Origin of the sequence: Erysipelatoclostridium sp. MSK.23.31, assembly GCF_019125875.1 — a bacterium.
In the GTDB taxonomy this organism is placed as follows: Bacteria; Bacillota_I; Bacilli_A; order Erysipelotrichales; family Coprobacillaceae; genus Thomasclavelia; species Thomasclavelia ramosa.
The window spans coordinates 29,958-50,553 of record NZ_JAHOCB010000001.1 but is presented as its reverse complement, the minus strand read 5'-3'; the positions used below and the strand labels follow the sequence as shown (position 1 = coordinate 50,553).

The following is a 20,596-nucleotide window of genomic DNA, read 5'->3' as shown; positions in this document are numbered from 1 at the left end:
CCTTGATTATTCAAGGATTTTTTCTTTTTATAAGTAACTAAACAGAAGTAGGATTAATAACAATTTAATCGCTTGGAGAAGTTGATATGGGTATAATATTGTTATCGAAGCAATAGATTTAAGAAGGAGATAATTTTATGGTAAAATTAAAAAGAATGTTAGGCGATATAGATGATCCTACGGTGGTTGTATTAATGGCTTTAATTGAGAGTCAAAGTGCTGAAACATTAGCAAATTGGAGTTTGAATTACGTGGAACAAAATTTATTAAGTATTTATCAAGATAAATATCCTGATGATGCAAGGTTAAAACATATTATTTGTGAAACTAGAAAATATTTAGCTGGTACTAAAACAAAAAAAGAACAAAGAATGCTTTTAAAAGAAGCTAAGGAGCTTATCAAAGATGTTGAGGAGACAATTGTACCTTTGGCAATTGTGCGAGCAATTTTAATTGCATGTGCAACAAAAGATTCACCAACAAATGCTCTAGGTTATACTTTTTATGCTGTGGCAGCAATAGTGTATCATCAAGCTGGCTTATGTGAAAATAAAGAAATATATGATCAGCTTGCTAAAGAAGAGTTTAAAAAAGTATTAAAATCACTGCAACTGATAGCAATAGATAATGAAAATAATCCAGTTAAAGTTAAATGGTATTGTTAATTAAAAAAGAGGTATAAATGAGAAATTTTTATTTAATATATAGGTCTATTTTTGTGTTAAATTGTTTTCATCAATATTAATGTTAAATCGTCAATAAAAAATTTTTTATCATTACTTTTTCATAAAAATTATTTGCCTTTATAATTCTCAATATTACAAAGTACTTGTTAATAAAAAGTACTTTTGATATACTTAAATTAGAAAGGGGAGAGAAGAAATGAAAAAGGTTATCATATCTATATTTATTATTTTATTTCTATTTCTGGGAATCTCATATTTTTATTATGTCCATAATTCAAATGCGAGAAAATACATTAATAATTGGAACATTGAACTATCTTCTAACTTGAAATCACTATATGAGAAAAAAACAGAAATCGGATTTCAGGGAGACGGAACTATTTATGAAATTTTTGAGTTAGAAAAAACAAGTAAACTTCCAAACAATTTGTCTTCTAACAAAAATACTGATTTTGAAGCATTATTTAAGGAATACTTAGTTAACTTGAAAATTAATACAAATCAATATCCAGATTTCAAAAATGATTATTATTGGAAATACATTGAAAAAAATAATTCCGATAAATTGTTAGTAATTATTAACAAAAATAAGACAAGGCTATACATTATTCAATCTTTATCATAACCATTATAATTTATAAGAAAGAATATTCAAAATCTATATATTTTTAGGTAATATTTATAGAAAGAAGGAAGAATATGAAAAATAAAATTAAGCTCATCCGATGTATTAGTGTTGTTACTTGTATGTGCCTGCTGCAAACTAATGTTTATGCACAATCAATTAATCAAGAAGAAAAAACTTATGAATTATTAGAGCAACAAATAGAATCAGAACATATAGATATTATTGCAGAGTTAGACAAATTGACTAATGAGTATCAAGAAATACTTGTAATTGAGACACAAAATAAAAATCTGACCGAAATTAATAAGATTAAAGATTTAATAAGCGGTTTAGAGAAAATAAAAAAAGAGTACATGGCTTTTATTCAAAATACAACTAGAGCAAATCAGCCTAATACCGCTGTTGCTGCAGTAATTGGTTATTTTAGCAATAAAAATTATAAATTAGCCTCTGAATTACTAATACATGCTACTGTAAATACAAACAAAAACTCCACATATAGTCCAACTAACGGCAGTAGAGTTAAGTCTCACAGTGTATTTGTTAAAATAGCAAATGGTTCTAAGACAAATGGAAGTGACATTTTCACAAATACTGGAGGAACTGCATCAAAGGATTGTTATTATGCACTTCATAGTTTTAACTATAGCAAACCGACTTCTAGTAGTAAATTAGTTAATATCTCAGATTATTATGATTATGCAAGTGGTGATTATAATGGAATGGAAGGTATTGCAGTAAATGCGATGTATCTAGCACAACAGTCGGGAGCCATCGTTCCTTATAATGTATTAATTTCCCAAAGACTATAATTTTAAATCATCTACTATATAACTATCTAAATAGTAAATAGATATGATACAAAATAAAGAGCTAAACTGTTATATGGGGGCAGTTTAGCTTTAAATTGTAGATTTATATAAAATAAGTTATAATATCCTTATATATAATCGAGGTTATACTAATGAGCAAAAATAACGATATTAATAAATTAAAAATAATAAATCAGGCTATTAAAGATACAGAGTATATTACAACGGAGTATTCACCATATCGTGGAATAATTAGTGTGTTTTGTAAATGGCTTATATGTTATTCTTCAATGATGTTACTTATATATGTAATCGATATCTTAAACTTTAAATTTGGTTTTTATAACTACAAATATTTCTACAATTTGTATAATGGGGGAAAAGTATTATTTAATATATGCATAAATTTATATATTTGGAAAACAATATGTTTAAAAGAACTATCGGTAAAAGAGCGTAGGTTTTTGAAATTATGGATTATTTTCCCTATTTTGTTTTCCATAGAAATAATTATCCCGATATTAACAAACTATCTAAACACTGATGCAATGATATCTTTTTATCAAACTATTTCTTTGTCCTATATTATAGTTTTAATTGAATTATTTTATATTTATTCCTACTTTAGAAACAAGAGAACAATGATTATAACTTTATTGTTTATATGTTATATTGTTGTATCTTTTATTCTTAAGGCTTACATTTATAGTTCAAGAGCTATTTCTAATTCTTTTGGTGTTTTTATGAATATATTTTATGATTTTGATACATATGGACTTGTAGCCATTATTATGTTATTTACTATTATTTTTCTAAAGAGGGATACGGATGATAAAAGGAAGAGAAACCTTTAAAATTTTTGAATCAAATATTAGGCTAAAAATGGTTGCAGGATTATCAAAATCTAATTTGACTTATAATCAGCTACGAGAGCTTTGCAATTGTAGTGATGGTAATATAGCAACACATACTAAAAAACTAGTTTCTGCTGGTTTTATAGATGTAAAAAAAGAATTTGTCAACAATAAACCAAAAACAACTTACAATTTGACAGAATATGGGCAAAAGGAATTTAAGGAGTACATTAAATTTTTAAAAAAAATTATTGAAGAAACGGAGAAATAAAATGAGAAAAATAATGTTTACATTCCTTTTAACACTATCAATGATAATGTTAATTAATATAGTTCCGACAAAAGCTTTTGATAATGAAACTGAGTTAGACTTATTAATAAGACGGATTGACCATATTAATGAAATTTATAATTCCAATTATTACATTTTATCTGAGGAAGAGTTTATTAACTCAGAAATTACGGATACTTTCAAGTCTTATGATGATTATGTTAAACATTTATTAAATTATGACTTAAACGAACTAGAAAATGAATTAATAGTCAATATTACAGTTGATAGTGAAACTATTAATGTAAATATCGAAACATATTTTCGTTCAACTTCAGGAAGTAGAACTTTATCATTTTATAACGGAAATAATAAAATGATATTAAAATATAAATATAGTGGTAGTAAATTTGATACAAGCTATAAACCAGGGGTAACTGTTACTAAGGTAAATACTAAAAACTTCTTTGAAATGAGTAGTCATACTGGGTCATTTAAGAATTCTAATAAAACATATAGCATTATTGCAAAGGGAAGAGTCATAACTCCTTCAGGAGTTGTATCAAACAAATCTTTTACAGTAAACTTTAATTTATAAGAATAAAAACCTGTTAACTAAAGTGTTTTTTAGTTCACTTCAGTTAACAGGCTTTTTGTATATAAACTTCTCTGGTAAGATGAATAAAGAACATCGCGTATTTCTTTATTCATCTACATGTCCTTCTATACATGATTGAGAAATGAGAACTTTGGGACGGATACTTATTTTCCTAAATATTATAACAATTATTTTTTATACTGTTTATTTTAAGAATTCTAAATCAAAAAATCTTTTGTAGTCAATTACTACTTCATCTTTGTCCTCAAAAGATGCTAGTATATATTTTTTATTGATCTTTGCTTTTACTAATATACTGCATCTATCATCTACGTTTTTGTATCTTTCAGCAAACCATTTAGTCTGTTTTAAAGAAGTTGATCAAGAAATACCTTTGTGAGCATCTTCTATTTTTTCTCAGTACTTATTTCCCGGAGAAATTGCGATGTTATCAAAGGTAAGTGTCAAAGAGTTTGTTTTATAAACTAGTACGTTGTTTGGTAAAGAAAAAAGTTATAAAAAGATTATTACAAAATTAAAAAATATAAATGATTATAAAACTGTAATATTACCAATAAGATGAGCAATTGGTGTGTTACAGTTTTTTCATAAATAAGAGTGAATATAGACATGTAATAAAACGGCACATATAAGCTCGTTTAGAAAAATTGATAAAATAGACATTAAAATCTATAATGATTTTAGAAAAAAGAAAGCGCTTATTTTTCGATTGAAGAGGAGGAGAGTATCATGTCTAAAAAGGAAAAAAATTCTTTTGTAGATAAGATTATGGGACCTATGGATAAAATTTCCAGTCCGTTAATCAAATTTGGTCGAATTCCATTTATTCAAGGTTTACAAAGAGGAATGGTTTCGTCAATTGGTGTTACAATGGTTGGATCAATCTTTTTGGTTATTTGTTTATTTGGAGCTGATGGAAATATTACAGAAAAAGCATTATTACCGTTTTTAACACCATATATTGACCAATTGTCATTAATTAATAGTTTGTCAATGAATATCATGGCAATTTATATGTGTGTGGCAATGGGAGCTGAATATGCTGATATTAAGGATATTAATAAAACTACTGGTGCTGTAGGAGCGTTATTTGCGTTCATTTTATTAAACTATAACGGTATCGCAGCAACTTCTGAAGGTGTAAATGCATTAGAAATTACATATTGGGGTAGTGCGGGGATTGTTACTGCTATTATTGCGATGGCGATATCTGTAAATGTTATTCATTTATGTTACAAATATAACATTATGATCAAATTACCAAGTAGTGTACCACCGGCAATTTCAGATAGTTTTTCATCTATTGTGCCATATTTATTTGTTGCTTTAATTTGTTGGTCAATTCGTACTATTATGGGATTCGACATTCCTGCAGTAATCACAAATATTTTATTACCAGTTCTTTCCGGTGCGGATAACATCTTTGTTTTCTGTTTTGCATATTTCTTTGCCTCATTATGTTGGGTATGTGGTATTCATGGTGATAATATTGTGGGGACAGTTATCTCTCCAATGTTACAAACTTGGATGATTGAAAATACAGAAGCATATACAGCTGGTTTAGCAGCACCTCATATATGGATTGATCAATTAAATAGATTATTCCAATATGTATCTACTTGTTGGCCGATCTTAATCTACATGTATATGAGTTCTAAAAAGTTACCACAATTAAAACCACTAGCTGTGTTATCAACACCATCAATGATTTTCTGTATTGTGGAACCTTTGATGTTTGGGTTACCTATTGTATTAAATCCTTTCTTAGCAATTCCATTTGTGTTAATTCATACTATTACTGCTGCAGTAAGTTATTTGTTAACCTCAATTGGTTTCGTAGGAAGATTTGTTATAAGCATTCCGTGGGCAACACCTTCGCCAATTTTAGCATATTTGGCAACTGCCGGATCAATTGGTGCAGTATTATTAGTATTTATTAACTTTGCAATCGGTATGGTTATCATGTATCCGTTCTGGAAAGCATATGAAAAGAACGAAATAAAAAAATTAGAAGAGCAGAAAGCTACTGAAGTAGCTGTTTAATGAAAAGGAGAAATTAAGATGAAGACTTGTCCATGCTGTCATAACGAAATACTCGATGATGCAATATATTGTGATTATTGTGGGAAGGAATTAACAAAAAAAGAAGAAGATGTTTCTAGAGTTGTTGAATTAAAAGAGAATCCACAAAAAAACTATTTCTGCCAACTGGGTCTTATCTTATTTCTATTTTCAATGGTTATTTTAGATTTTTTTATGGCAACTGTAGTTCATAATACTGTCGGAAACTCTCGTATTGTTTTCTATATTAGCAGTGTTTTCTATATACTAGCTTTAGCAACTGAAGGGTTTGCGCTTTTTGTTGATTACAATGCTGTTAAACAAGGATATAGAAAGAATGGTAATTTAGGATTAGCGTTAGCTACTATGGCTTTAAGTTCGTATTTTTTACTCGTAAATATATTTGGTGTTATTTTAAAATAAAGGAGAATTCTATGTATTGTCGAAAATGTGGGAATCCGATAGATAACAAAACAGTTTTTTGTAAAATATGTGGCGAGAAGATTATCAAGTTGGAACAAAAAAGTTATGAAGAAAAGTATTTAGAAAAAAATGCAAAAAGTGATTTGAAAAAGCAAGACAAATATTGTGATTTAAAGAATCCATATGTTATCCCAGCAATTACAGTTTCGTGTATTGGGTTTATACTAGGTGTTTTTCCTTATCCAGCAGCATGGGAAGTTGGTACAAGTCTATGGTTAAGTGTTGTTATTCTAGTCTTTGCATTATTGGGGGCTTATCATAGTGTAAAAGCAACCCAAGTTAATAGATTTTATGCACAAAAATACTGTTATACCATTAAAGAAAAAACAGTTAAGGTAGCGAGAATATTGTCAACAGTCACAATTTTAGCGGATCTTTTTGTATTCATGTCAAGAATTTAAAGACAATTTAAATTGTCTTTTTTTCAAAGGAGAATATAAATGAGTATATTATTTTTTAAGCCTATACCTCGTCCTGCAATATGGGGACATACACTTGTCAAAGATTATTTTGACTATTGCGATTTCCCGGATGGTATAGGGCAATCATGGTCTTTTAGCGGCAAGAAAACGCTTCTACAGTTTGTATTACTGAACCATTTGTTGGTAAGACATTGCATGAATTATGGAACGGTCATCAAGAATTGTTTGGTCATCCAAACGAACCATTCCCAGTTATTATTTCATTGGTTGGTCCTGAAGATGATTTAAGTATTCAAGTACATCCCGATAATATTTATGCTTTAAAAGAAGGTTTTAATAGCGGGAAAAATGAGGCTTGGTACTTTATTGAAGCAATGCCAAATTACAATATTGTTTATGGTCATAATGCTTCAAGTCCAGAAGATTTAAAGGATTATATAAGAAACGAACACTGGGATGATCTAATAAGATATCTAGATGTGAAATCTGATGATTTTGTATATTTGCCGGCTGGATTGTTACACGCCTTGAGAAAAGGGAGTGTAGTTTATGAAATACAACAAGCAACAGATATTACTTATCGTTTTTATGACTATCATCGAAAAGATTCTCAAGGTAATGAACGTGAATTACATTTAGATAAAGCTATTGAATGTCTAAATTATGATCAATCAAAAATGGAAAATAATGTTCAACCAATTGAAAAAAAATATGACAACATTAAGGAAACTGTCTATATATCCAATGACTCATTTACAGTTACAAAGTTAGAAGTAAATGGATTGAGTAGCTATATTTATAATAACTATCAACTAGCAACGGTTGTTAAAGGTTGTGGAAAGGCTGATGGTGTTGAAATAAAAATGGGAGATAATTTTATCATTCCTATAAATAATAAAGTAGAATTTGATGGTCAGATGATAATTATGATGACCACAAAATAAGAGGAAAGACGATGAAAAAGAAAGAATTAAGAAAAGATTTTTTATGGGGAGCTGCGTTAAGCAATGTTCAAGCAGAAGGTGGCTACCTAGAAGATGGAAAGGGATTAAATGTATATGACACACTTGTTGTTACACCTGAACCTGGGATTGAATCTCAATATAGTGATACTAAGGTTGCAACAGATCATTATCATCATTTTAAAGAGGATATTGATTTAATGGCCGAAATGGGCATTAAAGCTTACCGTTTCTCAATTATTTGGTCACGGATACATCCTAATGGCGACGATGAAGCTAATGAAAAGGGATTAGACTTTTATGAAGAAATGATTGATTATATGTTATCGAAGGGAATTGAACCAGTTGTTTCCTTAGTTCATTTTGATATGCCTGATCATCTGATGAGGGCATATAATGGTTTTTTTAATAAAAAAGTTATAGACTTTTATGTTGAACATGTAAGGTGTATTGCTAAAAGAATGAATGATAAAGTTAAATACTGGATTACTTATAATGAAACAAATCTTGCTCCATATCAAAGTGATTTGGTTGCTGGAACTAATAAGCCTGATTATATGAGTAAAGAAGAATTTTATTCTCAACTATATATTAATATTCAAGTTGCTCATGCAAGGGCAGTTTTAGCAATAAAAAAAGAAATACCTGATGCTATGGTTGGTGGAATGGTTAATTATTGTTTGTTCCAACCTGCAACTACTACTTCAAGGGATATGATTGCTTGTGAATTCTCGCATAAATTCATGAATTATCTTTCCTTTGATATTATGACATCAGGATACTTACCGGAATATTTTGTTTCTTTCATGGAAAAAAGAGATATTGAATGTGAATTTAATAATGAAGAACAAGAGGATGTACTTAAGGCTTCTAAAGAATTAGGATATTTAGCTATATCTTATTATCGTTCAATGATGGTTACATCATATAGAACTATTAAAAATGAATCAATAATAGATTTTGAAAACAATCTTTTATGGGGGAAAGGATTTGTACAAAATCCATTATATAACGCAAGTGAATGGAATTGGACAATTGATCCTGATGCTCTTAGATTGTCATTAATTCAATTACACGAACGTTATCATCTACCTATTTTTATTGTTGAAAATGGAATAGGTATCAAAGAGGAAATGATTAATGGTAAAATTTATGATGATAATCGTATAGATTATTATCAAGAACATATTCAAGCTATGAAAACTGCGATTGAAAATGATGGTGTAGATGTTATTGGGTATCTAGCTTGGAGTAGTATTGATTTTCTAAGTGCCCACAAAGAAATGTTGAAGCGATATGGATTTATTTATATTAATAGGGATGTTGAAGATTTAAAGGACCTAAAGAGATATCCAAAGAAATCATTTTATTGGTATAAAAAATGTATTGCAAGCAATGGTAATGATTTGGAAAATAATGTAGAGTATTGGTGAGGTGATTAATTATGGTTAGAGCTCAAATTTTTAATCAAGAAAGTTACTGTATTCAAATTATAAGATATTTATCTTTCTTAGATGATTATGCAACCTCTTATGAAATCGCAAATCATATTGGAATAAGTAGGAGATTAGTTAGAGATGAAATTATTAATGTGCAAGAATTATTAAATGAATTTGGATATCGATTGATTTCACGTACCCCTAAAGGGTATCGTATAGATTTTACAGATTATTTGGAGGCACTAGAGCTTATTAACAAGATTGAAAACCATGAGCGTAACCATAATTTTGATTACTATCTATATATAAATAGAACTTTTTATGTTGCAAAGCGACTCCTTGAATGCGGCACAGGAATTAAGATAGATGATCTTGCAGAAGAAATTTTTGTATCAAGATCAACTTTATCTAAGGAACTGTCTAATCTTAGAGAATGGTTTGCGAAGCATGAACTGAAAATAAACTCTAAAGCAAATGTAGGGTTGATTTTAGAAGGACGTGAAGAAAACAAACGAATTATATTATCAGATATTATTTTCATTAATTACAAGCACTCATATATTATGTTTGATTTTTTAAAGAGCCTTTATAAAAATAAAGAGATGTTAGATTATAAGATTATATCATTGTTAAAAAAATATAATGTTTCTTTATCTGATACATCTTTAATTGATTTCCTCGTTTACATATTGGTAATGATTTCAAGAGCTAAATCTAAGCATTTATTAACTGAAATTGATATTCCGGAAGAGTTTAACTTATCTATTGAAATGCAAGTTGCAAAAGAGATTGCATTAAAAATTAAAGATACTATAAATTGCCAGATTACCTATGATGAGATTAAACAAATTGCTATTGAATTGTTTGCTAAAGAAGATAAAGGGTCATTTTATTATAATAAAGAAATGTCTTTAACGATTGTCAATGAATCATTAAAAGCAATTGAAAATGAGTTTTTTATTATATTTAAAGAACCGCTTTTGAAAGATTTAAAGGAAGAATTGTTTACTATGGTAGATAAGACATTGTTTCATTGTAGTTTTAATACAAAACAGCGTAATACATACTATAATAAAGTTGAGAAGAATTACTCCAATTCATTTCAACTTGCTTTATGTCTCAAGAATATAATAGAGCAAAAAACAATCCACCATGTTTCGATGAGCAGTATATCGTCTTTTACAATTTTGTTCGAAAAGTTCATTTGTTTAACAAAACTCCAAAAACAGAAAGTTTTATTTGTATGTACGCTAGATCATCAAAATAGAGATTTATTATATAGGCAGTTATTGTTTGATATAGGATCGTATGTTGATATTGAACTATTTGGTAATGTAGGTAATATTTTAGAGTGTGACATAAATCAATATGATTATATCATTTCAACAATTTCAATGGATATTGATATCAATATCCCAATTGTTTTAATATCTGAGTTTTTAGATAACAATACAATGAGATACTTTAAAAATCTTGTAATGGAGACAAGACAAATCGAAATGAGTGAATTTTTATTTAATAAGAAATATTATTTTAATTGTGTTGATATTGATAATATCAATGGAATTTACGATTATCTCTATAGTGTATTAAAAAAAGAAGTCGCTATTTCATTTGATATATTTAAGAAAAACTTACTAGACAAAGATCAAGTAGAGATTATTGATTCATGTAGCCATAGTCTTATTTTTTCGAGTCATATGAAATTAAATTTAAAAAATCTATTAATTGTATTTGTACTAAAAAACCCTATTATCTATAATAAGAAAAAAGTATCAATAATCATTTTTTCGACTTTACAAGATGATTTTGAAGGAAATGTTAGAACCCAAGGATTATTGAAATCACTAAGATATCTATGTGACAATGAGCAGGGGTTTGATCAATTTATTAATAATCCCACTTATGTTTGCTTTATCAAAGGCATCAAGGATATAAGTGTGAAAAAGTGACCCGCTCCTCATTCGTTGGACTTAATGAATGAGATCGGGTCATTATTATAGACAACCATGTCTATTATTTTTCGGTAATTTTAGTTGTTTTGATTACATTTAAAGCTTCATCAAATGATACTGGTCGAGAAAAATAATAACCTTGCAATAAATCACAGCCGCATTTTTTCATAAATTCCATTTGCTCCTTCGTCTCGATTCCTTCAGCTAAGATATGTAAACCAATTTGATTAAATGCTTCAATCATTTTTTTAATAAGAATTGCAGCTTTCTCATCTTTCATTGCTTGCCAGATTAGGCTTTTATCTACTTTAACGACTTGAAAAGGGATAGTAAGGACATAGGTGATATTAGAATAACCAGTACCAAAATCATCTAGTAAGAATTGGATTCCACGATTAATCATATTTGTCATAAAATTTGTGATTGCATCAAAATTAGTTACCAGCATACTTTCGGTAATTTCAATTTTTATTAATTCATAAGGCAGTTGATGTTTTTCAATAACTTTTAAAACTTTATTTTCAAGATCATCTTGCATAAATTGTAATACTGAAAAATTAATAGAAACACCGGTAAAATCCTTTTTTTCAGCAATCACTTTTTTTATAAAAAGACAAGTTTTATCAAGTACCTGATAAGTAATTGGAGCAATCAACCCATTTTCTTCAGCGATTGGAATAAATTCCTCGGGAGAAATAAACCCAAGTGGATTGTCCGGTAAACGGAGTAATGCCTCTGCCTTGCAATAGCTATGTGTTTTGAGATCATAGATAGGTTGAAAATAAACTTCAAAACTATTGTTTTCTAAACAAATTCTTAATAAGTCAAGAATTTGATATTTTCGTCTAATTTGTTTGATCATTGCAGTAACACAAAAATTAATATTATGAGCATTATCCTTTTTTCCTAACGAAACAGCATATTCTAGACCGTTAATAATTTCTTCTTTGCTATGAGCAACTTTAGGATAAGCAATTCCTCCAGCTACATAACTAATGATAAAGTCAATATTTGAAATCTGCCATGGATTTTTCATTCGTGTTTCAATCTTTTCTAGAGCATTTATTACATTCTTTTTATTATAAAAAATTAATGCAAACTCATCTCCGCCATAGCGATACATTGCCTGCTTAGGCAATAAATAACGTAAATAATGACAAACTTCTAAAAGAATTTGATCACCTATTTCTTGGCCGAATTTATCATTAATAAACTTAAAATTTTTTAAAGAAATAACTACAGCAATAAAAGGTTTGTTATTATCGATTAAGATATCGATCATCTTGTTGAATTCTTGACGATTCAACAAATTCGTTAATGTGTCTGTGAACATTTGCTTGTTTTGTAAATACAAATAAATAATTAAAAGAGCACTAGTGGCTGCGGTACCTGTTAAAATATATTCAGGGTGAATATATTGAAATAGGATTACAAAGGCAGAAATAAAAGGGAATACCCCTAAAATATAACTTACATTTCGTTCGAGCGATTTCCTTTTATGAATTACTAGAATCAATGAAAAAAAGACATAAATATAAAAGACTAAATATGTAATAAATATCCAAGGTCCTTGTTGATAACCGGATACTTGATCAAACGAAAAGAGCAACGACGTATAGAAATTACTAAAAACTAAAAGAACGTATAATATTGATGGTAAACTGCAAAGTGCAGCATATTTCTTGACCTCTTTTTCATCATAAATATTAGCTAGTGCATAGATGAAATAGATAGCGCCCATTAACGGTGTGCTTAAATAGTAAATTAGTAGAAAAAAGCTATTAAAGAATAATGGTACTTGCTTATAATTTTGTAAAAGTGTTGTTGAAATAATATTAGAGCTGACTGAAAGAAAAGTAATGAATAAACAATACTGAAAAACTTTATTTTTTACGGTTGGTAGAAGATTTCCTTTACGGGCATAGACTAAAATAATGCATAATGTTATTGCTGAAACAAGTTCTGCCGTGATATCCCAAATCAATATTTTCACCACATTCCTATAATGTATTCTTTATAGATTATATCACAAATCAATCACATAAAGTTAATAGATATAAAGATTTTTTGACATTCAAAAATTTATTTAACTCTAATTTGTGAATAAAGGCATTGACAGATAAACAGAGAGATAATTTAATTGGTAGACTATAAGTAACTTAAGAAAGGGGTTATTAAATATGTATGCATGGCAAGAGATTCAGGTGACACTTGATTATATTGAAGAAAATTATGATAAAGAGATTGATATTGATAAATTAGCAGCAATTGCTCATTTATCAAAATACTACTATCAGCGATTATTTTTTCGTTTAACTAAAAAAACTGTGAATGATTATGTGAAGCTGCGGCGCTTAGAAAAAGCTGCCAATCAATTAAAAAATACGGAAAAAAGAATCTTAGATATTGCAATAGCCTGTGGTTTTTCTGGACATAGTGCTTTTACTCGGGCTTTTAAAGAAGTCTATAAAATTACACCAGATGATTATCGTAATCAAAAAATTCATTTAGATCATTTCATTAAACCAGATTTACAGCTTAATTATGTTGTAATTGATACTGGCGTGCCATTGATCGTAGAAGGGATGGTTTTAGAGATAAATGAAAAACAAGTTTGTAATGATCGAATTTTTTATGGTAAAAGCAAAATGGCTAAAGTAGATGAATTAGGTGAACCGAAGATAAATAACATAGTTTCTTTGTACCAGGAATTAGATGTTCAAGATGCGGTAGTAGTAGATATTTTAACATTGAGTGATGATCCTGCCTTATTTAATTATTTTGTAGGGATTGAAATTGATAGACCGTCAATTGATTGTGAACAACGAATTATTCCTAGTGGTAAGTATGTAGTATGTAGTTATGAAGCAGAAAATTTTGAATCATTAGTGAATGAAGCTTTATATAAGGCTAGCCGATATTTGTATGAAGTTTGGTTTGTTGAACATCGTCTTGAACCAGATGATCTTCTGGTTCAAAAATATTATAATCCTTATCAGGAAAATTGTTATATTGAACTTTGGGCTAAAGTACGATCATAAAAATACATCATTTTAAATGACGTGTTTTCACTTTATTCGCATCTTTATAGATAAATACTTAAAAAACGTGTAATTAGTTTTACGCGTTTTTAGCATTATTAGAATCGTTACTGCATATAATTTGTTAGGTGATTTTGTGAAGAGAACGTATCTTATAATAGCGATTACAGCAGCATTGTATCTTGCGGGACATTATTTTTATCCTAAAAATGATGTGGCCGTAAGCAAAGATTTACCATTAAAAAATGTATCAGTAGTAATTGATCCCGGACATGGGGGCCTTGATAATGGTGCAAGTGTTGGAAAAATTTATGAATCGGAATTAAATTTAAAAATTTCATATGCCTTGAAAGAAGAACTTGAAAGTCGAGGGGCAACAGTAAATATGACTCGTGAAGACGAGCAGGATATGACCAAACGAAATCATCACTATTCAAAACAGGATGATATGTATTTAAGGGTTAAAAAGATAGATTCATATAAAAGTGATTATTTAATCAGTATTCATTTAAACTCAGCTCCAGCCTCAGGTGCTTGGGGTTCCCAAGTATTTTATTATAAAAACAGTGATAAAGGAAAGCGCCTTGCCAGTGAAATACAAACTACGATGAAAGAAGTTACAGGAAGTGCAAAACGCATTTCAGGTGCAGATTTCCGAGTTTTACGGGCAACCCAGACAGTCGGAGTATTGATTGAATGTGGTTTTATCTCTAATGCTAATGAAAGAGGACAACTGCAAAGTAGTAAGTATCATCAAAAATTAGCAGTCAAAATATGTGATGGGATTGAAAAATATCGTGAGAAATATCCAGAAGATACAATTGATCCAAAGGATTATGAAAAGATATTATCGTAGAAAAACTCCTTTTTTAAGTACACTCTATAATTTAGTTGGCTGAGTTATGGAAGTGTGCTTCATTTTATAGGAGTTTTTTAAATATAAATAATAAAATATATTGTCAAAAACAATAAAAAAATATAATAAATAGTAATGAAAGCATTTACATCTTTTCTTGTAAATGATATATTTGTGTGTATAAAAAATAATTTTTGCTTATAAAAAGTTTTTAATGTGATAAATTAATGGATAAAATACAACAAATTATACCAAAATATAAAAGAAAGGGGTTTAGCAAGATGAAAAAAATTGTTTTATTGTGGGATACAGAAATACCAAGTGATTTTTTTGTTGAAAAGCTGATTGAAGAATCTGAAAAAGGCTCTGTAAAATGTGAAATTCAAGCTTATTCAATTGCTGAAGCATTAGAAAACCGAATTGATGCTGATGTTGTCTTGTTAAGTCCTTTGATTTGTTTTGAACAAATTAAAATTGAGCGTTTAGTACGTTGTCCGGTTGATATAATCGGAATTGGTGCTTATGCTTTATTTGATGTTAAGGCAATTTTATTAAAAGCATTTGATGCGATGAGAAAAAAGAGAATCTAATATGTAGGCAACCTATTTAGGCTGCTTTTTTGTTACTTGAAATTGCTGATTATAAAATTGATATAGGATTATAAGGATATATATGAGTGCGATAATATTAACAGCATAATAATTTAAATTAATTAGAAGGCTATTAATAAATGGATCGATGTAATTAACTAAAATAATTCCTAAAAATCCCCACATCAAGCTATAGAACATACAAATACGGCTAGTATAATTGCTAGGTATTTTACCATAATTCCATACTTCTATTTGTGAATCATATGATAAGAAAAAGTGAGTCAAATATTCTAGGGCAGTACAGCCGAATAGTGAATAAAAAAAGATTTCAAAATTATTAGTATGATAAGGGACAATGCTTAAAATCAATAATGCACCAAAGCCATAGATAGGGATAAACGGTCCTTTTAGTAATCCCGATAGATAGAATTCTTTCTTTAAGATTGAAACATATACTGACTCAAGAATAAATCCTAAAAATGTATAAATTGCAAATTTTACCATTATTACCTCCTTTAATAATATATGTAATTAAAAGAGGAATATACAAGAATCTTATCTTAAAGATGAGGTATCAGATACGATGAATATTAATATTAAAAATGAACTTATTATTTTTGATTTAAAATAATAAGTTCATTCAATTTAGTAGTTTTTATTATGTTGCAATGCAAGTATGTTGTTATAAAGATTTATTTTAATAATTTTTTAATATTATTTTCAATTTCTCTTGGCTTTACTAACGGTTCAAAGCGGGCAACGACATCACCCTCTTGATTAACTAAAAATTTTGTGAAGTTCCAGTCGATTCGTTTTGATAAAGTACTATCTTGTTTTTCTTTTAAATATGTATAAAGTGGTGATTCATTTGGGCCGTTGACTTCGATTTTAGCAAATTGCGGAAAACTAACACCATAAGTATCCGCACAAAAAGACATGATTTCTTCCATTGTTCCAGGTGCTTGTTCACCGAATTGATTACATGGGAAATCTAGAATACAAAAACCATAATTATGATATTTTTCATAAAGTTCTTCTAAATCATCATATTGCTCGGTGAATTCACAATCGGTTGCTGTATTGACGATTAGTAAAACTTGATCTTTATAATTATTTAGTGAGATTGTTTGATTGTTATTATCTAATACTTCTATTTCATATAAGTTCATAATTGCCTCCCTTAAATATAAACTATAATCAAAGTATAACAATATTTAGATATGCAAACAAATAATATGCAATGACGATTTTTTTGATAAAATTAAGAAATAAAAAAAATTGTCAAAATTATAAATAAATGCTTGACGGTAAAGAATCTACATGCTATTATATTAGGGCAGTTGATTGATGGGCCTGTAGCTCAGTTGGTTAGAGCGCACCCCTGATAAGGGTGAGGTCGATGGTTCAAATCCATTCAGGCCCACCATTAGTTAATTGCAAATAGATATATATGGGCCTGTAGCTCAGTTGGTTAGAGCGCACCCCTGATAAGGGTGAGGTCGATGGTTCAAATCCATTCAGGCCCACCATTAGTTAATTGCAAATAGATATATATGGGCCTGTAGCTCAGTTGGTTAGAGCGCACCCCTGATAAGGGTGAGGTCGATGGTTCAAATCCATTCAGGCCCACCATATATATTTTAATATTTTGGGGCCTTAGCTCAGCTGGGAGAGCACCTGCCTTGCACGCAGGGGGTCAGCGGTTCGATCCCGCTAGGCTCCACCAATTGTATATTAAGTCTGCTTTGGCAGACTTTTTAATTTATTTAAAGGAGGCAAAATATGACTGGAAAGTTGATAATTCTTGTGGTTTCATTCTTTATTTATTGTTTAATGGGGTGGATTTGGGAATCAATCATTTTGCCTTTATCACGGCATCAAAAACCATATAATCGAGGTTTTTTAAATGGTCCCTGGATTCCTATTTATGGTTTTGGTGCAATGCTGGTAATTGTTTTATTTGATATTCAGCAGGTTAATTATCCTATTTATACTTTATTTATTAGTGGCGGGGTAGTAGCTTGTTTATTAGAATATATTACTTCGTATGTAATGGAGAAACTGTTCCATCGACGCTGGTGGGATTATAGCCAAAAGGCTTTTAATTTGAATGGTCGTGTTTGTTTAGAGGGTTTTATTTGTTTTGGTTTATTTAGTGTTGTGGCAATCGATTATGTTCAGCCTTTTTTTACTAGTAAGCTATTATTAGTTGATGAAAATATTTTATTTGTCTTAAGTGGGGTTTTATCAGTTCTCTTTATTGTTGATACAATTGTATCAACACATGTAGCATTGGATATTGAAAAGAAATTAGAATTAGTAAAACAAGTACTGGAAGAAAGTGAAAATAGATTGATTGCAAGTATTGAGGAAAAACAAAATGAAGCACGTGCATATATTGAAAAACAGCGTCTAGAATGGCAAAAGCAGCAAATCGTCTTAAAATCATTAATTAGACAAAAGAAGTTGTTTAAATATGGGCACCGGCGTTTGATACGTGCGTTCCCTGATTTATTAAAGAGAAAAAAGGATGAGTGATGATGCTGAAGAAATATTTTGGAACTAAACAATTCTATAGAACTGTTATTAGTATTGCTTTTCCAATTATGGCTCAACAGTTTATCACAACGTTTGTAAATTTAATTGATAATGTAATGATTGGCAGTATTGGCAATATTGCATTAACTTCAGTAACGGTGGCAAATCGTTTTTTTCTAATTATGAACTCAATTTTATTTGGGTTATGTGGAGCGGCGGGAATCTATATTGCTCAATTTTTCGGGGCTAAGCAGAAGAAAAATTGCCAAGAGGTATTTAATATTAATATGGCTTTTGCGGTTGGGGCAGGACTTTTATTTACATTAATAATTTTTATTTTTCCTCAATACGCAATTGAATTGTTTTCTAAAACACCGATTATAGTTGATGAGGCGATTAAATATTTACATCTTGCTAAATATACATATATCCCTTTTGCTGTTTCGTTCACTTGTATGATGGCTTTACGAGCAGTTGGTATTAACAAGATTCAGCTAAAAGTGGGGATAGTAGCAGTAATAACTAATACCGCATTAAACTATTGTTTGATTTTTGGAAATTTTGGATTCTTTAAAATGGGAATTCAAGGGGCGGCTATTGCAACGATTATTGCTCGACTTGTTGAAATGGCAATATATTTGATTATTTTATATCGAAATAAACATTTCTTTAGTTTTGATTTAAAAGGGATAATTAGAATTAATGTCAACTTATTAACCAGTATTGTTCGTAAAGCAATTCCTTTGACAATCAATGAAATTTTGTTTTCATTGGGACAAGCTTTAATTTTTATGTCATATATGCGATGTGACGAATATTTAGTGGCTTCCATATCTGTTGTTGACACAGTAGCTAATATAATGTTTATTGTTTTTGGTGGTCTATCTTCAGCTGTGTCGATCATGATAGGAAATAAATTAGGTGCTAATAAACTTGATGAGGCTAGAGATAATGCGCGTAAATTATTATGTTTTGCATTGATGGTATCGTTAATGATTGGGATGATATGTTTTTTATTGGCACCACTGATTCCTAATCTGTATAATGTTGATATACCAATTAAAGAAGCAATCGTAAGATTGGTTCGAATTAAATCGATAATGATTAATATCTATGCTTTTAATGTCTGCATCTTCTTTATTTTAAGGGCGGGTGGAGATGTTGTTAGTACGATGATTATGGATTCAGGTTTTTTGTGGGCTGCTGGAGTACTGGTTTCAACTCTATTATCGTCATTTACGACTATTTCTTTAATTTCGTTATATATCGTTGTTGAAAGTTTGGATTTGATAAAATTAATAATTGCAACCTACTTCTTTAAAAAAGAACGCTGGGTTAAAAATATTGCAGTTGTAGGAGGTTAGAATGAAAAAAGATAACTATATTATTAAATCATTAAATGGAATGGCATATGGCTTTTTCTGCAGTTTGATCATTGGAACGATTTTTAAACAAATAGGGAATTTTGCTAATATTAGCCAACTAGCTGCTTGGGGTGAGGTGGCAACTTATTTAATGGGACCAGCGATTGGAGCAGGTATTGCTTATGCAATCGATGCTAAAGGATTAAATCTAATTGCGGCAGTAATTGCTGGAACGATTGGAGCAGGAACATTTAATGGTAATACGGCGACAACTGGAAATCCAATCGCAGCGTTTGTAGCCGTAATTATTGCAGTAGAAGTAACAAGATTAGTACAAGGAAAAACACCGGTTGATATTTTGTTAGTGCTTTTTACTTCTATTATAGTTGCGGGAATAGTGACAATATTTATTGGTCCATATATCACTAAATTAATTGTTTGGATTGGTGATTTAATTAATCAAGGGGTAAACATGCAGCCATTTTTCATGTCAATTGTAGTTGCAGTTTTGATGGGAATGGCTTTAACAGCACCGATATCTAGTGCGGCGATCGGAGTGATGTTGGGACTTAATGGTTTAGCTGCTGGGGCTGCTTTAGCTGGGTGTTGTGCTCAAATGATTGGTTTTGCGGTAATGTCGATGGATGATAATGATATTGGTGATGTTGTAGCAATTGGCATTGGAACAAGTATGCTGCAGTTTAAAAATATTGTAAAGCATCCGATAATTTGGCTTCCGCCGATTTTAACAAGTGCTATTATTGCTCCAATTTCTACTTGTTTGTTGGAAATATCTTGTTCAGCAATTGGTTCAGGAATGGGAACTGCAGGACTGGTAGGGATTTTAGAAGCTGTTAATGTGATGGGAAATAATTATTGGATTCCAATCATTGTTATTGATTTACTAGCACCAATGTTGATCAGCTTTGGAATTTATAAAGCTTTTAGAAAATTAAACTATATTAAAGCAGGGTATCTTAAATTAGACCGTTTTTAGTTAATAAATAAATTT

20 protein-coding genes and 4 tRNA genes are annotated in these 20,596 nt (G+C 29.6%); 21 read left to right on the top strand and 3 right to left on the bottom strand.

What is annotated here, in order from left to right:
• Positions 1-137: 137 nt before the first annotated feature.
• The 11 genes from KSU54_RS00245 to KSU54_RS00195 all read left to right on the top strand — a co-directional run bounded on the left by KSU54_RS00245 (position 138) and on the right by KSU54_RS00195 (position 11,189).
• The gene (locus KSU54_RS00245) at positions 138-665 is read left to right on the top strand and encodes a putative immunity protein (RefSeq protein ID WP_003537179.1); all 528 of its coding nucleotides are present in this window, start codon (positions 138-140) and stop codon (positions 663-665) included.
• A gap of 217 nt (positions 666-882) precedes the next feature.
• Complete coding sequence (locus KSU54_RS00240) at positions 883-1,311, top strand: hypothetical protein (RefSeq protein ID WP_003537180.1); 429 nt, start codon at positions 883-885, stop codon at positions 1,309-1,311.
• A 74-nt stretch (positions 1,312-1,385) separates the two neighbouring features.
• Positions 1,386-2,126, top strand: a complete 741-nt coding sequence (locus KSU54_RS00235) for a hypothetical protein (RefSeq protein WP_003537183.1) — start codon at positions 1,386-1,388, stop codon at positions 2,124-2,126.
• Positions 2,127-2,954: 828 nt separating this feature from the next.
• On the top strand, positions 2,955-3,251 hold the full coding sequence (locus KSU54_RS00230; protein ID WP_003537186.1) for a transcriptional regulator: 297 nt from the start codon (positions 2,955-2,957) through the stop codon (positions 3,249-3,251).
• Between the two features lies 1 nt (position 3,252).
• Positions 3,253-3,849, top strand: coding sequence for a hypothetical protein (locus tag KSU54_RS00225; protein WP_003537187.1), 597 nt, complete (start codon positions 3,253-3,255; stop codon positions 3,847-3,849).
• Between the two features lie 750 nt (positions 3,850-4,599).
• Entirely contained in the window at positions 4,600-5,913 is a 1,314-nt protein-coding gene (locus tag KSU54_RS00220) for a PTS sugar transporter subunit IIC (protein ID WP_117791855.1), read from the top strand.
• A gap of 18 nt (positions 5,914-5,931) precedes the next feature.
• A complete protein-coding gene (locus KSU54_RS00215) occupies positions 5,932-6,354 on the top strand; it encodes a zinc ribbon domain-containing protein (RefSeq protein ID WP_003537189.1) in 423 nt (140 codons plus the stop codon).
• 11 nt (positions 6,355-6,365) lie between these two features.
• On the top strand, positions 6,366-6,815 hold the full coding sequence (locus KSU54_RS00210) for a zinc ribbon domain-containing protein (RefSeq protein WP_003537190.1): 450 nt from the start codon (positions 6,366-6,368) through the stop codon (positions 6,813-6,815).
• A 212-nt stretch (positions 6,816-7,027) separates the two neighbouring features.
• A complete protein-coding gene (locus KSU54_RS00205) occupies positions 7,028-7,780 on the top strand; it encodes a class I mannose-6-phosphate isomerase (protein ID WP_254878342.1) in 753 nt (250 codons plus the stop codon).
• Positions 7,781-7,791: 11 nt separating this feature from the next.
• Positions 7,792-9,231 (top strand): glycoside hydrolase family 1 protein, encoded by a 1,440-nt coding sequence (locus KSU54_RS00200; RefSeq protein ID WP_003537193.1) that lies wholly within the window; start codon positions 7,792-7,794, stop codon positions 9,229-9,231.
• A gap of 11 nt (positions 9,232-9,242) precedes the next feature.
• Positions 9,243-11,189 carry a BglG family transcription antiterminator gene (locus KSU54_RS00195; protein WP_117791854.1) on the top strand — a complete coding sequence of 649 codons (1,947 nt, stop codon included), beginning with the start codon at positions 9,243-9,245 and terminating at the stop codon, positions 11,187-11,189.
• 64 nt (positions 11,190-11,253) lie between these two features.
• Here the strand turns inward: KSU54_RS00195 and KSU54_RS00190 are convergent, their stop codons facing one another.
• A complete protein-coding gene (locus tag KSU54_RS00190) occupies positions 11,254-13,185 on the bottom strand; it encodes a putative bifunctional diguanylate cyclase/phosphodiesterase (RefSeq protein WP_050754563.1) in 1,932 nt (643 codons plus the stop codon).
• A gap of 187 nt (positions 13,186-13,372) precedes the next feature.
• On the opposite strand from KSU54_RS00190, the gene KSU54_RS00185 reads away from it, so the two are divergent.
• From KSU54_RS00185 to KSU54_RS00175, 3 genes are all read left to right on the top strand, one after another.
• Positions 13,373-14,233: a helix-turn-helix domain-containing protein gene (locus tag KSU54_RS00185; protein ID WP_003537199.1), complete on the top strand. Its 861-nt coding sequence runs from the start codon at positions 13,373-13,375 to the stop codon at positions 14,231-14,233.
• A 121-nt stretch (positions 14,234-14,354) separates the two neighbouring features.
• Entirely contained in the window at positions 14,355-15,089 is a 735-nt protein-coding gene (locus KSU54_RS00180; RefSeq protein ID WP_009009626.1) for an N-acetylmuramoyl-L-alanine amidase family protein, read from the top strand.
• Positions 15,090-15,370: 281 nt separating this feature from the next.
• Positions 15,371-15,679 (top strand): hypothetical protein, encoded by a 309-nt coding sequence (locus KSU54_RS00175; RefSeq protein WP_008790970.1) that lies wholly within the window; start codon positions 15,371-15,373, stop codon positions 15,677-15,679.
• Between the two features lie 12 nt (positions 15,680-15,691).
• Here the strand turns inward: KSU54_RS00175 and KSU54_RS00170 are convergent, their stop codons facing one another.
• Together KSU54_RS00170 and KSU54_RS00165 are read right to left on the bottom strand one after the other, a co-directional pair.
• Positions 15,692-16,186, bottom strand: coding sequence for a putative ABC transporter permease (locus KSU54_RS00170; RefSeq protein ID WP_003537203.1), 495 nt, complete (start codon positions 16,184-16,186; stop codon positions 15,692-15,694).
• A gap of 188 nt (positions 16,187-16,374) precedes the next feature.
• A complete protein-coding gene (locus KSU54_RS00165; protein ID WP_003537204.1) occupies positions 16,375-16,851 on the bottom strand; it encodes a glutathione peroxidase in 477 nt (158 codons plus the stop codon).
• A 180-nt stretch (positions 16,852-17,031) separates the two neighbouring features.
• Between KSU54_RS00165 and KSU54_RS00160 the strand changes: the two genes are divergently transcribed.
• From KSU54_RS00160 to KSU54_RS00130, 7 genes are all read left to right on the top strand, one after another.
• A tRNA-Ile gene (locus KSU54_RS00160) sits at positions 17,032-17,108 on the top strand.
• A gap of 26 nt (positions 17,109-17,134) precedes the next feature.
• Positions 17,135-17,211 (top strand) — tRNA-Ile (locus tag KSU54_RS00155).
• Between the two features lie 26 nt (positions 17,212-17,237).
• A tRNA-Ile gene (locus KSU54_RS00150) sits at positions 17,238-17,314 on the top strand.
• Positions 17,315-17,332: 18 nt separating this feature from the next.
• Positions 17,333-17,408: transfer RNA gene (locus tag KSU54_RS00145), tRNA-Ala, on the top strand.
• A 56-nt stretch (positions 17,409-17,464) separates the two neighbouring features.
• The gene (locus KSU54_RS00140; protein WP_009009628.1) at positions 17,465-18,220 is read left to right on the top strand and encodes a putative ABC transporter permease; all 756 of its coding nucleotides are present in this window, start codon (positions 17,465-17,467) and stop codon (positions 18,218-18,220) included.
• A gap of 2 nt (positions 18,221-18,222) precedes the next feature.
• Entirely contained in the window at positions 18,223-19,584 is a 1,362-nt protein-coding gene (locus tag KSU54_RS00135; protein WP_226814572.1) for an MATE family efflux transporter, read from the top strand.
• Between the two features lies 1 nt (position 19,585).
• A complete protein-coding gene (locus tag KSU54_RS00130; RefSeq protein WP_217746572.1) occupies positions 19,586-20,581 on the top strand; it encodes a PTS transporter subunit IIC in 996 nt (331 codons plus the stop codon).
• Positions 20,582-20,596 lie beyond the last annotated feature (15 nt).

Bases quoted from the DNA above. Each gene is read 5' to 3' on its own strand.
- KSU54_RS00165 (WP_003537204.1), bottom strand. From the start codon at position 16,851: ATGAACTTATATGAAATAGAAGTATTAGATAATAACAATCAAACAATC.
- KSU54_RS00140 (WP_009009628.1), top strand. From the start codon at position 17,465: ATGACTGGAAAGTTGATAATTCTTGTGGTTTCATTCTTTATTTATTGT.
- KSU54_RS00210 (WP_003537190.1), top strand. From the start codon at position 6,366: ATGTATTGTCGAAAATGTGGGAATCCGATAGATAACAAAACAGTTTTT.
- KSU54_RS00230 (WP_003537186.1), top strand. From the start codon at position 2,955: ATGATAAAAGGAAGAGAAACCTTTAAAATTTTTGAATCAAATATTAGG.
- KSU54_RS00225 (WP_003537187.1), top strand. From the start codon at position 3,253: ATGAGAAAAATAATGTTTACATTCCTTTTAACACTATCAATGATAATG.
- KSU54_RS00220 (WP_117791855.1), top strand. From the start codon at position 4,600: ATGTCTAAAAAGGAAAAAAATTCTTTTGTAGATAAGATTATGGGACCT.
- KSU54_RS00135 (WP_226814572.1), top strand. From the start codon at position 18,223: ATGCTGAAGAAATATTTTGGAACTAAACAATTCTATAGAACTGTTATT.
- KSU54_RS00195 (WP_117791854.1), top strand. From the start codon at position 9,243: ATGGTTAGAGCTCAAATTTTTAATCAAGAAAGTTACTGTATTCAAATT.
- KSU54_RS00235 (WP_003537183.1), top strand. From the start codon at position 1,386: ATGAAAAATAAAATTAAGCTCATCCGATGTATTAGTGTTGTTACTTGT.
- KSU54_RS00215 (WP_003537189.1), top strand. From the start codon at position 5,932: ATGAAGACTTGTCCATGCTGTCATAACGAAATACTCGATGATGCAATA.
- KSU54_RS00240 (WP_003537180.1), top strand. From the start codon at position 883: ATGAAAAAGGTTATCATATCTATATTTATTATTTTATTTCTATTTCTG.
- KSU54_RS00185 (WP_003537199.1), top strand. From the start codon at position 13,373: ATGTATGCATGGCAAGAGATTCAGGTGACACTTGATTATATTGAAGAA.
- KSU54_RS00130 (WP_217746572.1), top strand. From the start codon at position 19,586: ATGAAAAAAGATAACTATATTATTAAATCATTAAATGGAATGGCATAT.
- KSU54_RS00245 (WP_003537179.1), top strand. From the start codon at position 138: ATGGTAAAATTAAAAAGAATGTTAGGCGATATAGATGATCCTACGGTG.
- KSU54_RS00175 (WP_008790970.1), top strand. From the start codon at position 15,371: ATGAAAAAAATTGTTTTATTGTGGGATACAGAAATACCAAGTGATTTT.
- KSU54_RS00170 (WP_003537203.1), bottom strand. From the start codon at position 16,186: ATGGTAAAATTTGCAATTTATACATTTTTAGGATTTATTCTTGAGTCA.
- KSU54_RS00200 (WP_003537193.1), top strand. From the start codon at position 7,792: ATGAAAAAGAAAGAATTAAGAAAAGATTTTTTATGGGGAGCTGCGTTA.